We start from the raw sequence: 12,954 nt of genomic DNA on the forward strand, positions 1-12,954 counted from the left end.
GGGCCTGTGGTCAGGCGTAGCTGTAGACGCCCTTGCCGGTCTTGCGGCCCAACTGGCCGGCGGCGACCATTTCCTTGAGCAGCGGGCAGGGGCGGTATTTGCTGTCGCCAAAGTCTTTCAGGTAGACCTCCATCACGGCCAGGCAGACATCCAGGCCAATCATGTCGGCGAGGGCCAGCGGGCCAATCGGGTGGCTGCAGCCCAGCTTCATGCCGTCATCGATGTCTTGGGCCGACGCAATGCCTTCGGCCAGCACATAGAAGGCCTCGTTGATCATCGGCACCAGAATGCGGTTGACCACAAAGCCGGGCGAGTTCTTCACGCTGATGGGCGACTTGCCCAGGCTCTCGGCCAGCGCCTTGACGGCGTCGTGCGTGGCATCGCTGGTTTGCAGGCCACGGATCACTTCCACCAGGGCCATCAGCGGCACGGGGTTGAAGAAGTGCATGCCGATGAACTTGTCCGGGCGCTTGGTGGCCGCTGCCAGTTGGGTGATCGAGATCGACGAGGTGTTCGATGCCAGCATCACCGAAGGGTCGAGCAGCGCATCGACCTGCTGCAGGATCTTGAGCTTGAGCTCGTAGTTCTCGGTGGCTGCCTCGATCACCAGCTGGGCCTTTTGCAGGTCTTCATAGCGGGTGCTGCCCTGGATGCGGCCCAGTGCGGCAGCCTTGTCGCCTTCGCTGATCTTTTCCTTCTTGATCAGGCGGCCCAGGCTGCTGCCCACCGTCGCCAAGCCCTTTTGCACGGCGGCTTCCGAAATGTCCACCATCACCACATTCAGCCCCGCCACTGCGCAGGTCTGCGCAATGCCGTTGCCCATGGTGCCTGCACCAATTACGCCTACGGTCTGGATCGTCATCTGTCTTCCTTGGGTCCTGTTGCTGGGAGAGGGGCTGGCCTGCATCCGCCCTGCAGTGCCTATCGGCAAGCCCGGTGGCAAGATCATAGCGGTTGGTATTGCAGTGCGGCACAAACTGGGCGACAGAGCGCGGGGATAGGCGGGGGTTCTAAAATGCCCCCCATCGCTGCGCCGCAGCCCCTTTGTAGACACGACCTGATATGACCACCTTCGGCACTCCGCTCACCAAGAACGCAACCAAAGTCATGCTGCTGGGCAGCGGCGAGCTGGGCAAGGAGGTGCTGATTGCCTTGCAGCGCCTGGGCGTGGAGACGGTGGCGGTGGACCGCTATGACAACGCGCCCGGCCACCAGGTGGCGCACCATGCCCGCACCATCACGATGAGCGACCCGGCTCAGTTGGCCGCCCTCATCGAAGCAGAAAAGCCCGACATGGTGGTGCCCGAGATCGAGGCCATTGCGACGCCCGCGCTGCAGGCGCTGGAGGCCGCAGGCACCGTGCGCGTGGTGCCCACTGCCCGCGCCACCCGTTTGACGATGGACCGCGAAGGCATCCGCCGCCTGGCCGCCGAGACCCTGGGCCTGCCCACCAGCCCCTACCAGTTCTGCGACAGCCTGGCCGAGCTGCAGGCCGCCATCGATGGCGGCATTGGCTACCCCTGCGTGGTCAAGCCGGTGATGAGCAGCTCCGGCAAGGGCCAGAGCAAGATCGATGGCCCGGCCGATGTGGAAAAGGCCTGGAACTACGCGATGGAAGGCGGCCGGGTGCAGGGCGGCCGCATCATCGTCGAAGGCTTTATCGACTTTGACTACGAAATCACCCTGCTGACCGTGCGCGCCAAGAATGCTGCCGGCCAGATCGAAACCCATTTCTGCGAGCCCATCGGCCATGTGCAGGTGCAGGGCGATTATGTGGAAAGCTGGCAACCGGCCCGCATGGCGCCTGCCGCGCTGACCTTGTCGCAAGATATTGCCCGCGCCATCACCAGCGACCTGGGCACCGGTCTGAATGGCGAGCCCGCCGGCCTGGGCCTGTTTGGCGTGGAGCTGTTCGTCAAGGGCGACCAGGTCTGGTTCAGCGAAGTGAGCCCCCGCCCGCATGACACCGGCATGGTCACCATGATCACCCAGTGGCAAAACGAGTTCGAGCTGCATGCCCGCGCCATCCTGGGCCTGCCGGTGGACACCAGCCTCAAGACCGCCGGCGCCAGCGCCGTGATCTACGGCGGTGTGGATGCCCAGGGCATTGTGTTTGACGGCGTCGATGCCGCCCTGCAGATCCCCGGCACCGAAGTCCGCCTGTTTGGCAAGCCCGAGAGCTTTAGCCGCCGCCGCATGGGCGTGGCACTGGCCCGTGCTGCCGATACAGATGCCGCACGTGACAACGCCAAAAAGGCGGCGGCGCTGGTCAAGCCCCGCGTGGCGGAGTAAACGGCTGCTGACTGTCGCTCAGCACCTCGTTAGAGTTTTTCGATAAAAAAGCTGCTGGATGCTCTTGCGGGCGCCCAGCAGCTTTTGCTTTGAGGTGGCTTGGTTCAGTTGCCTTTAGTTGGACTCGCAGCTATAGCTGTCCGCCACATTTACATCACCACTGCCCTTGTAGCGCGGCCAGGTCGGGTACTCGCACAGCGGCCGGGTGCGGCCGGGCACGCCAGCGGTGTCGCTGACCACCTGGGCGCCTGGCGCGGTGCCAGCAGTCACCCACTGGTCCAGTGCCTTGAGCGAATCCCAGTTGGCGTTAAAGGCGGTGCTGGCCGCATGGCCGTAACCGGGTACTTCGTAGTAACGGGCAAAGCTCTTGACGGCAGAGGCGCCCATGGTCTGCTCCAGGCGCTGCCAGTACTGCTCGGTGGCGCGGGTGCTGACGAGCACATCGGCGGTGCCATGGGCCATCAGCAGCTTGCCGCCGCGCTTGTTGAAGGCGGACAGGTCGGTGCTGTTGATGTCCTGCAGCTTGGTGAGCTGGTTGATGCGGTCGGTCCAGGGGCCGGGGTTTTGCGGGTCGAGCGACAGCGCATCAAAGTTGGCATCGCGGGTCACAAAATAGCGCACCCACTGGTCCCAGAACACCGCCCAGTACGGGGCGGTGAGCGGCGCGGGGCTGGCCGGGGCGGTGGTGTTCATCGCCAGCAGGTTGACGGTGGGCTGCAGCGGGCTGCTGCCTTCCTCACCCAGTTCCGAGCCCCAGACATTGAAGCCCGGGTACTGCGTCTCGCCACTGCCCAGCGGTGCGCTGAAACGGATCTCGCTGTTGTAGGTCTTGAGCGCGCTGATCATCGCATCGGACAGGCAGCCCTCCTGGCTGGCGCCAGCGGCGCAGCGCAGCGGCTGGCCATTGAGCGTAGCGGTGGCCGGGTCAAACTGGCTGTTGCAGGCGGCCACATTGCTGACCACACCGTCCTGTACGCCATCAAGCGCATCGCACTTCTCCAGCGCCGCCTGGCGCAGCAGCTTGCGCTGGCCCAGGCTGGGGTAGGCGCCAGGCTGGGCAAAGGCGCGGCTGATGCGGCCAAACTGCAGATCCAGGCTGGCCGCGTTCCAGGCGGGGTACCAGGCCACCACGCCATCCCATTCGGACGGCCATTTCTGGGCCACAGCCAGCGCCTCGCGCCCGCCGGTAGAGCCGCCCATGAAGTAGCGCTTGTCCGGCTTTCTGCCGTAGAAGCGGGTCACCAGCACATCGGCCACATCGCTGACCTTTTTCAGCGCAGCGCCGGAGAAGTTGGCAACGGCTTCGTCATTCGTGCCAAAGCTGCCATCGCGGCTGCCGGCTGCACCGGCCTGGTGGCCGGAATCGCTGCCAAACACCGCATAGCCCTGGTTGAGCAGCGGGTAAGCGCCCTGGCTGGCAGGGGCGGCCGGGTAGGTGTAGAGGCTGGGCATCACGCCGTTGTAGCCGCCACCGCCCACCATCACCACCTTGCCATTCCACTCCTTGGGCAGCAGCAGGCCCATCTTGATGGCGGGGGCGCCGGGGTCGACCGGGGCGATCGAGATATTGGCCCGTACCGAGGCGGGGGGCTGCGCGCCGGTGGCGACGCTTGGCGTTTCGGTCGAGGTGACCGTGGCACCGCTGGTGGGCAGTCCTATCTGGCTGGCCGCTACCTGCTGCTTGGCCAGCGCCAGGCTGGCCTCGTCAAAGTTAAAGCTGTGGGAGCCGCCGCTGCCGCAAGCGGCCAACGCGAGGGCCGCGCTGGCGACCGCCGTCAGAGGGATAAAGCGCCTAAGTGGAGGGAGGATGGTTGTGGTCACTGTGTCTCCTGGTTGTTATGGTGCGGGCGCGCAAAGGCTTCTTCACGGCCCGCCGACCATTGTGGAAGTGAGGCGCACAGTTATCCACAGGGTTTGCAGTTAGGTAGTTCCCCATAAGTAAAAAAGCCAGCACGCTGGTGCTGGCATTGGAGTAGAGGGCTGCGCAAAGCGCCGCTGGGCGCGCAACTTACTGGAAAGCCACCTCGGCAAAGCTGCGCAGCTTGCGGCTGTGCAGCCGGTCCACACCGCCTTCGCGCAGGATGTTGACCGCCCGCATGCCGATGCGCAGATGCTGGTCCACCCGCTCGCGGTAGAAGTGGTTGGCCATGCCAGGCAGCTTGATCTCGCCGTGCAGGGGCTTGTCGCTCACGCACAGCAAGGTGCCGTAGGGCACGCGGAAGCGGAAGCCATTGGCGGCAATGGTGGCGCTTTCCATGTCCAGCGCCACGGCCCGGCTTTGGCTAAAGCGGCGCTGGGGCGTGTTGTCCGGCAGCAGTTCCCAGTTGCGGTTGTCGGTGCTGGCCACAGTGCCGGTGCGCATAAAGCGCTTGAGGTCGTCCTCAGGCACCTGGGTGACATCGGCCACCGCCTGCTGCAGGGCAACCTGGATCTCGGCCAGCGCGGGGATGGGTACCCACAGCGGCAGCTCTTCGTCCAGCACATGGTCCTCGCGCACATAGGCATGGGCCAGCACATAGTCGCCCAGTTGCTGGCTGTTGCGCAGGCCGGCGCAGTGGCCCAGCATCATCCAGGCATGGGGGCGCAGCACGGCAATGTGGTCGGTGATGGTCTTGGCATTGGCCGGGCCCACGCCGATATTGACCATGGTGGTGCCCGACTGGTCGGGACGCACCAGGTGGTAGGCGGGCATTTGCGGCAGGCGCGGCGGCGGGTTGCCCAGCGCGTCCACGGCCTCAGGCGGCAGGCCCTGGCGGCGGGTCACCACATTGCCCGGCTCGATAAAGGCGATGTACTCGCTGTCCGGGTTGGCCATTTCGGCGCGCCCCAGGCGGATGAACTCGTCGATATAGAACTGGTAGTTGGTGAACAGCACAAAGTTCTGGAACCACTCGGGCAGGGTGCCGGTGTAGTGGCGCAGGCGCTGAAGCGAGTAATCCATGCGCGGCGCGGTGAACAGCGACAGCGGCTGCGCCTCGCCCGGCTTGGGCTCCCAGGTGCCGTTGGCGATGCCGTCGTCCATCGTGTGCAGGTCCGGCAGGTCAAACACATCGCGCATCAGCATGCGGCGCTCGGCGCTCAGCTGGCCTTCGATATGGTCGTTGTCGGCAAATGAGAAATGGATCGGAATGGGCTGGTTGCTGGTGCCTACTTCCAGTTCCACGCTGTGGTTCTCGATCAGCAGGCGGAACTGCTCGGCGTAGTAGCCGGCAAACAGATCGGGCCGGGTGAGCGTAGTTTCGTAGTGGCCGGGGCCTTCAACAAAACCGTAGGCCAGCTTGCTGTCGGCCCGGGCCACCGTGCGGGTATGCAGGCGTACAAAGGGGTAGCAGGCACGATAGGGGGCAGATGGGGTCTCACCCGCCACAAAGCGCTGCATGGCCTGGCGCAGAAAACCGATCTGCTCGGCATAAATGGCCTGCACCTGCGCCAGCGCGGATTGAGCCGTGCGGTGGCTGGTCGGTGCGGTAAAGGCAGGTTTGGTATAGGTCATGCACCATTGTGCATCTGCTTTGGGGGCCGCGGCATGACAAATGGCGCGCCTGCAACGGGGCAGAAGCGGACGGGTTTCAGGGGCTCCCGCTGGGCAGAGAGCGGCTGTATTGCCGGGCGCGGGATAATTGCGCCATGAACGCAACCAATACCACCGCCAACGCAGCGGACGCCACCTCTTTCAGCCAACTGCCACTGGGCCAGACCATGCAGGACAATCTGCAGCAGCTGGGCTATACGCAGATGACGGCGATCCAGGCGGCCAGCCTGCCTTTTGCGCTGCAAGGCAAGGATGTCATCGCCCAGGCCAGCACCGGCAGCGGCAAGACGGCCGCCTTTGGCCTGGCCCTGCTCGCCCGCCTGAACCCACGCTGGTTTGCCGTGCAATCGCTGGTGCTTTGCCCCACCCGCGAGCTGGCCGACCAGGTCGCCACCGAAATCCGCCGCCTGGCGCGTGCCGAAGAGAACATCAAGGTCGTCACCGTCTACGGTGGTGTGCCCTCGCGCAACCAGATCGCCAGCCTGGAAAACGGTGCCCACATCATCGTTGGCACCCCCGGCCGGGTGATGGACCTGATGGAGCGCGGCGCGATTGACCTGGCCGCCCTCAACACCCTCGTGCTGGACGAGGCCGACCGCATGCTGGACATGGGCTTTTATGGCGATATCGTCACCGTGGCCAGCCAGTGCACGACCGAGCGCCAGACCCTGCTGTTCTCTGCGACCTACCCCGAGGGCATTGCCCAACTGGCCGAGCGCTTTATGCGCGATCCGCAGACGGTGAAGGTTGCCTCGCAGCACAGCGCGCACAAGATTGAGCAGCGCTGGTACGAGGTCAAGGAATCCGAGCGCCTGCATGCCGTATCGCAGCTGCTGGCGCATTTCCGGCCCGAATCGTCCATCGCCTTTTGCAATACCAAGCAGCAATGCCGCGACTTGGTCGAAGTGCTGCAGGCCCAGGGCGTGAGCGCTTTGGCTTTGTTTGGCGAGCTGGAGCAGCGCGAGCGCGACGAGGTGCTGGTGCAGTTTGCCAACCGCAGCTGCAGCGTGCTGGTGGCCACCGATGTGGCAGCGCGCGGGCTGGACATTGCCAACCTGGCCGCTGTCATCAATGTGGACACCACGCCCGATGCGGAAGTGCATATCCACCGCATTGGCCGCACGGGCCGGGGCGATGCCGAAGGCCTGGCGCTGAGCCTGGCCAGCATGGACGAGATGGGCTCGGTCGGCAAGATCGAGGTGCTGCAAGGCCGTGAATCGCAGTGGCACCCGCTGAGCGAGCTGACCCCCGCATCCAACCAGCCCATGGTGCCGGCGATGCGCACCATCCAGATCATCGGCGGGCGCAAGGAAAAGATCCGTGCTGGCGATGTGCTGGGCGCGATGACCCGCGACTTTGGCTACACCAAGGAGCAGATCGGCAAGATCAATGTGAACGACTTCTCGACCTATGTCGCCGTCACACGCGATATCGCCCACCAGGCGGTGGACCGGCTCAACAGCGGACGGGTCAAGGGCAAGACCGTGAAGGCGCGCCTGCTGTAAGCGAGGCCCCACCCCGCACGCCATGAAGCCCGCCTTATCCGTCGCCGCACACAGCCGCTGGACGACGCCTGAGAACCTGTTGCGCATCTCGGTGGTGGTGGCCATTGCCACCATTGCCTTGAAGACCAGCGCCTGGGCCGTCAGCGGCTCGGTGGGTTTGTTGTCCGATGCGCTGGAATCGCTGGTCAACCTGGTGGGCGCCTTGTTTGCGCTGGGCATGGTCACCATTGCCAAGCGCCCGGCGGACGAGGGCCACCCCTATGGCCACACCAAGGCGGAGTACTTCTCGGCCGGCTTTGAGGGCCTGCTGATCTTTGGTGCGGCGATGGCCATTGTCTGGGCCTCGGTGGATCGCCTGCTTCACCCCCAGCCGCTGGAGCAGCTGGGCTGGGGCATTGTGCTGTCCATGCTCAGCACGGCGCTCAATGGTGGGCTGGCGTTTGTCATGCTGCGGGCGGCGCGGGTACACCACTCCATGGCGCTGGAGGGCGATGGCCGCCACCTGATGACCGATGTCTGGACGTCGGTCGGCGTGGTCGCTGGCTTGCTGCTGGCGATGCTGACCGGCTGGCATTGGCTGGATGCGGTGCTCGGCATTGCGGTGGCGCTGCATATCTTCAAAGAAGGTGGCAAGCTGGTCTGGCGCTCGTCCCAGGGGCTGATGGACGAGTCCATTGATGCGGAAACCCTTGCCAGCATCGAGACCTGCGTGCGCGCTTTTGAGGCCGAAACCGGCGGCGCTGTGCATTGCGACAAGCTCAGCACCCGCCGCGCCGGCGCGCTGCACTTTATCGATATGCACCTGCACATGCCCGGCGACTGGACCCTCGCCCATGCCACCCAGCTGCGCATGCAGCTGGAAGCCGCGCTGCTGCAGACGCTGCCGCAGGCACGCATCAGCATGGAAGTGCTGCCTCTGGGCGTGCAAACCCAGACCGAGACCGTGCAGCAACAGCCTGCCGTCTAAATCTTGAACCCCGGGCTGCTGTGCCTGCGCCCGCAACCTCACCGAAAAAAGAGCCTCCCATGATCAGCGTATTGCAACGGGTGCGCGAAGCGCGTGTCGAAGTAGATGGCCAGGTGATCGGCCAGATTGGCCATGGCCTGCTGGCCCTCGTCTGTGCCGAGCGCGGCGACAGCCAGGCGGAAGCCGACAAGTTTTTGGCCAAGATGCTCAAGCTGCGCATCTTCCAGGACGATGCCGGCAAGATGAACAAGAGCGTGGTCGATGTGGCCGGTGGCCTGCTGATCGTGAGCCAGTTCACGTTGGCGGCAGACACCAGCGGCGGCAACCGCCCCAGCTTTACCCAGGCCGCCCCTCCGGCCGATGGAGAGCGCCTGTACGACTATGTCGTGGCGCAGGCCCGTGCGTTGCACCCGGAGGTGGCGACAGGTCGCTTTGGCGCGGACATGAAGGTCTACCTGATGAACGACGGGCCGGTGACGATCCCCCTGCGCATAGCGCCGGCGGCTGCGGCGGTAGGGGCCTGAAGCCCATCTCAGAAAGGTGATGGTGCGGCGGGTCGTGGTGGGTAGACTCGGTCCCTTTGCAATCGAGAGGACGAGAGACACCGATGACCGAGATGGAAAAAGCCGCTGCCGGCCTGCTGTATGACGCCAACCACGACCCCAGCGTGCTGCAACTGCGCGATGCCGCGAAGGAAAAGCTGTTTGCTTTCCAGCAAATAGGGGCGCACCAACGTGCCGAGCGCGAAGTGATCTTGCGCGGCCTGCTGGGCAAGCTGGGCCGCAATCCCGTGTTTGATGGCCCGTTTCTCTGCGACTACGGCTTCAATATCGAGATCGGCGACAACTTCTACACCAATGTGAACCTGGTCATCCTCGATGCCGCCAAGGTCCGCATCGGCAACAACGTCTTCATCGCGCCCAACGTCGGCCTCTACACCTCTGGCCATCCGCTGGATGCCGAGCGGCGCAACCAGGGCCTGGAGTTTGCGCTACCCATCAGCATTGGTGACAACGTTTGGATTGGTGCGGGTGTGCAGGTGCTGCCTGGCGTCAGCATCGGTGCGGGCAGCGTCGTTGCCGCCGGCGCCATCGTCACCAAGGATGTGCCAGCAGGCGTCGTCAGTGCAGGCAACCCGGCGCGCGTGCTGCGTGCCATTACGGACAAAGACCGCCTCGCGTACGCCTAAGCATCCTCTGCAAAACTCCCTGCCGTGGTCTGAACACGGGCTCGGGCGATCCCTGTCCATACGGCTTGGCGAGGGATGTGCAGAGGATCCTCAGCCCATCGGCACCGCCTGAGTGCTCTCCATGGCTCTATCACCGAGCCGCCACCGCTGCTGCCTGCGCCGAACTAGCTGCACTGGGCTGAGTGCAGCACCTTTTTCCCCGCGAAAATATTTATCGGATGTGGGATTTTGCTATTTCTGTTTCCTTATTGCTGTCATCCGCACCGGCAGCTAGGTTTTTGGCCGATGTAGGTGCGGAGGTAATCACTGGAAACTCTTAATTCACGCGTTAGTTCACTATTTAAATTACTCTTAAGCGCTAAATGAGGATGTATATTTATCAAATTAATTAATAATTAAATTTGAAATTTATATTTTTCTTTGAAGGAAGGCGGGCGCATAGTGCGCTCTATGCAAGCTCAACCGAGCATTATCAGCGATTTCTGCACTTGTGTACTTATTTTTGCCTGCGAATCGCAATGAGTTGGTTCTATTTGTCGGTCTCGCCACCAATACCCGCCATTAATGCTTCTTGTCCAGCGAGCCGAAGAGGTTTTTACAGAAGATCACCCGTGGAATCCATGTAAATATCCCCGTCCAGTCCCGGGCAGGGAATATGCCGAAGCTGTGAAGGAGAAAGCCATGAAAAGCCCACTGTTTTTCGTCAAACTGTCGCTGGCCTTTTTTCCGTTGATGGGAGTGCAGCCGATATGGGCGCAGAAGATGTTGGATTCAAGTGCGGGGACTCCGTTGCCATACTCCCTGCCATGGTCAGAATACCGTCTAGGGCGATCTGCTGCCTTGTCGTCCATGTCAATAACGGCGGCTTCTGACTGCAAAAAACAGCGGGTTGCGGATGTGGATCGCTATCCATCCCATTGGACGCGCTTCATGCAAAACACCCCTGACTGTGCAGCGGTCCCCGGGCAGCATCATTTTTCGACGGTTCAAAGCAGCGGCGTACCGGCGATGGCGCAGAACCATGCCGCCGAAGGTTTCAAAACCATTGGCGATCAGGGCTTGCGCAGATCTTCAGGCAGTTTGGTCGGCACAGCCCCAGCACTGGAGCCCGAGCGGTCCAAGCTGCTCTCATTGAGCACCATCAAGCTGGTGCTGATGGGCGCAGCGCTGGCTTTGCTGGTGATGGGTGTGGGCCATAAAACGCTGGGCCGCTGGTAAGTCCACAGACTGAGGGCACTTCGGACGGCGGATTTACCCACCCCGATAGCCACCGTCAAGCCACTGCTGCCACCGGCAAGATCAGCCCAAACGTGGTCACGCCCCCTTGGGATTGCGCAAATACCGAGCCGCCATGCATCTTGGCGATGGCTTTGACAATGGCCAGGCCCAGGCCGTGGTTGCGCTCCGAGTTGTGGCGCGAGGCATCGGCGCGGTAGAAGCGGTCAAACAGGTGGCGCAAGTGTTCTGGCGCGATGTCGGGCCCGGTGTTGGTGACGGAGATGACGGCATGGGCATGCTCATGCTGCCAGCGGGTGCGGATGTCGATGCGGATGGCCGAGCCCGCCAGCGCATAGCGGGTGGCATTGCTGAGCAGGTTGGACAGTGCCCGGCGCAGCAACGGCGCGTCGGCCTGCACCTGGGCATCGCCGACCACCTCCAGGCGCAGATCGGCATCGAGCGCAACCGCCTCATAAAACTCAACCACATCCTGGGCCACGGCAGCCAGGCTGACGACCCCGATCTCGCGCGCGCCCACGCCCTGGTCGGCCCGAGACAGAAACAGCATATCGCCCACCATGCCGGCAATGCGGCGCAGGTCTTCCAGGTTGGACTCCAGCACATCGCGCAGCTCATCGACCGAGCGCGGTTTGCGCAGGACCACTTCGGTACTGGAGATCAAGGTGGCCAGCGGGGTGTTGAGTTCATGGGCCACATCGGCGTTAAAGGCTTCGAGCTGGCGGTAGGCATCGGCCAGGCGGTCGAGCAAGGCATTGAACTGCGTAACGATGGGCTGCAGCTCTTGCGGCAGGCCGCTGCCATCTAGCCGGCGCGCAAAATCCCGGGCTGACAGCAGGCTGATCTGCGAGACCAGCGACTCGATGGGCTGCAGGCTGCGTTGCACCAGCAGGCCGCCCGCCAGTGCCAGCAGCAGCGAGCCGGCGACCATCGCCGCAAACAAGGTCCAGCCCAGGCCGCGCAGCAAGGCCTCGTCGGGGCGCAGGTCCATCACCAAGGTGGCGGTGGCCGCGCGCGCCTGGTGGTACTGAGGGGCAGTAATGCCAACCGCAAAACTGCGCAGCATGGTGTGGTGGCTGTTCCAGTCGGCCGGGATGCTGTCGAACAGCACATGGCCCTGGTTGTCCACCACGCGGATCGCATAGTCGCCATGGCCTGCCAGAAAATCGCTGAGCAGGTGGTCCAGGGACTTGTCGCGGTGGGCCGTGCTGTCATCGCGCAGCACATGCATCAGCGACTGCTGCTTTTGGTCGAGCATCTCCTTTTGGCGGGCCGACAAGGTGCTGTCGAACACCAGAAACACCACCAGGCTGACGGCGCCCAGACCGAGCATGGACAGCAGCGCCATCCAGCGCGAAAGCCGGCGCCCCAGGTGCGGTACGGCTGGCGCTGCGCTCATGGCTGGGCCCGGCTCTCCAGCACATAGCCCATGCCGCGCACAGTGTGGATCAGCGGCGTGGCAAAGGGCTGGTCCACCTTCATGCGCAGGCGCCGCACGGCGACTTCGACCACGTTCGTCTCGCTGTCAAAGTTCATGTCCCAGACCTGGGAGGCCAGCTCGGTGCGCGAAAGCACCTCGCCTTGGCGGCGCAGCAGCAAGGCCAGCAGGTTGAACTCCTTGGCCGTCAGATCGAGCCGCACACCGGCGCGCACGGCCTTGCGGCGTATCAGGTCCAGCTCCAGATCGGCCTGGCGCAGCACGGTCGGCTCGGGCGATGCCGGGTGGGCCTGCGCGCGGCGCAGCAGCACCTGGATGCGGGCCACCAACTCAGAAAACGCAAAGGGCTTGATCAGGTAGTCATCGGCGCCGCTTTGCAGACCACGCACCCGGTCTTGCACATCGGCGCGGGCCGTCAGCATCAGCACCGGGGTGGATTTGGACTGGCGCAATGCCGCCAGCACCGCAAAGCCATCGATGCCGGGGAGCATGCCGTCGAGCACGACCAGGTCGTAGTCCAGCTCCATGGCCAGGTGCAGGCCATCGATGCCGTTGGTGGCGACATCGACCGTGTAACTCTCCTCGGCCAGACCTTTGCGAAGGTACTCGCCGAGCTTGGCTTCGTCTTCAATCAGCAGCAGTCTCATGGCGGCCATTGTCTCTGATCGCGCCCGCTGGCATGGATTACAAATTTGTCATTTTCCTGTCGGCATGGTGTTCGCCAGCGGTTTCTACAGTCCGTTGCATCGCATATGGATACCGCCTGCACAGGGGGCCTGCGGTGCTGGCCGCTCT

General features: G+C 63.6%; 11 protein-coding genes. 6 read left to right on the top strand and 5 right to left on the bottom strand.

The features are described 5' to 3' along the window. Positions 1 to 10: 10 nt before the first annotated feature. Complete coding sequence (locus HS961_RS04760) at positions 11 to 862, bottom strand: 3-hydroxybutyryl-CoA dehydrogenase (RefSeq protein WP_182326613.1); 852 nt, start codon at positions 860 to 862, stop codon at positions 11 to 13. A 200-nt stretch (positions 863 to 1,062) separates the two neighbouring features. Between HS961_RS04760 and purT the strand changes: the two genes are divergently transcribed. Beyond that, positions 1,063 to 2,292 (top strand): formate-dependent phosphoribosylglycinamide formyltransferase, encoded by a 1,230-nt coding sequence (purT, locus tag HS961_RS04765; RefSeq protein ID WP_182326614.1) that lies wholly within the window; start codon positions 1,063 to 1,065, stop codon positions 2,290 to 2,292. A gap of 114 nt (positions 2,293 to 2,406) precedes the next feature. Here purT and HS961_RS04770 read toward each other — a convergent pair whose 3' ends face one another. Beyond that, positions 2,407 to 4,113 (bottom strand): tannase/feruloyl esterase family alpha/beta hydrolase, encoded by a 1,707-nt coding sequence (locus HS961_RS04770; protein WP_182326615.1) that lies wholly within the window; start codon positions 4,111 to 4,113, stop codon positions 2,407 to 2,409. A gap of 187 nt (positions 4,114 to 4,300) precedes the next feature. Then, a complete protein-coding gene (locus HS961_RS04775) occupies positions 4,301 to 5,785 on the bottom strand; it encodes an AMP nucleosidase (RefSeq protein WP_182326616.1) in 1,485 nt (494 codons plus the stop codon). A 134-nt stretch (positions 5,786 to 5,919) separates the two neighbouring features. Here HS961_RS04775 and dbpA point away from each other — a divergent pair, with 134 nt between their 5' ends. The 5 genes from dbpA to HS961_RS04800 all read left to right on the top strand — a co-directional run bounded on the left by dbpA (position 5,920) and on the right by HS961_RS04800 (position 10,703). Continuing rightward, a complete protein-coding gene (gene dbpA / locus HS961_RS04780) occupies positions 5,920 to 7,329 on the top strand; it encodes an ATP-dependent RNA helicase DbpA (RefSeq protein ID WP_182326617.1) in 1,410 nt (469 codons plus the stop codon). A 22-nt stretch (positions 7,330 to 7,351) separates the two neighbouring features. Beyond that, complete coding sequence (locus tag HS961_RS04785) at positions 7,352 to 8,296, top strand: cation diffusion facilitator family transporter (RefSeq protein ID WP_182326618.1); 945 nt, start codon at positions 7,352 to 7,354, stop codon at positions 8,294 to 8,296. 59 nt (positions 8,297 to 8,355) lie between these two features. Further along, positions 8,356 to 8,820, top strand: coding sequence for a D-aminoacyl-tRNA deacylase (dtd, locus tag HS961_RS04790; protein ID WP_182326619.1), 465 nt, complete (start codon positions 8,356 to 8,358; stop codon positions 8,818 to 8,820). 83 nt (positions 8,821 to 8,903) lie between these two features. Then, positions 8,904 to 9,485 carry a sugar O-acetyltransferase gene (locus HS961_RS04795; protein ID WP_182326620.1) on the top strand — a complete coding sequence of 194 codons (582 nt, stop codon included), beginning with the start codon at positions 8,904 to 8,906 and terminating at the stop codon, positions 9,483 to 9,485. A gap of 681 nt (positions 9,486 to 10,166) precedes the next feature. Beyond that, positions 10,167 to 10,703, top strand: coding sequence for a hypothetical protein (locus tag HS961_RS04800; RefSeq protein WP_182326621.1), 537 nt, complete (start codon positions 10,167 to 10,169; stop codon positions 10,701 to 10,703). Positions 10,704 to 10,758: 55 nt separating this feature from the next. Here HS961_RS04800 and HS961_RS04805 read toward each other — a convergent pair whose 3' ends face one another. Then, complete coding sequence (locus HS961_RS04805; RefSeq protein ID WP_182326622.1) at positions 10,759 to 12,120, bottom strand: heavy metal sensor histidine kinase; 1,362 nt, start codon at positions 12,118 to 12,120, stop codon at positions 10,759 to 10,761. Beyond that, positions 12,117 to 12,806, bottom strand: a complete 690-nt coding sequence (locus HS961_RS04810) for a heavy metal response regulator transcription factor (RefSeq protein ID WP_166656436.1) — start codon at positions 12,804 to 12,806, stop codon at positions 12,117 to 12,119. The genes HS961_RS04805 and HS961_RS04810 overlap by 4 nt, the downstream gene beginning before the upstream one ends. Positions 12,807 to 12,954: the final 148 nt, after the last annotated feature.

It is taken from the genome of Comamonas piscis (assembly GCF_014109725.1).
In the GTDB taxonomy this organism is placed as follows: Bacteria; Pseudomonadota; Gammaproteobacteria; order Burkholderiales; family Burkholderiaceae_C; genus Comamonas; species Comamonas piscis.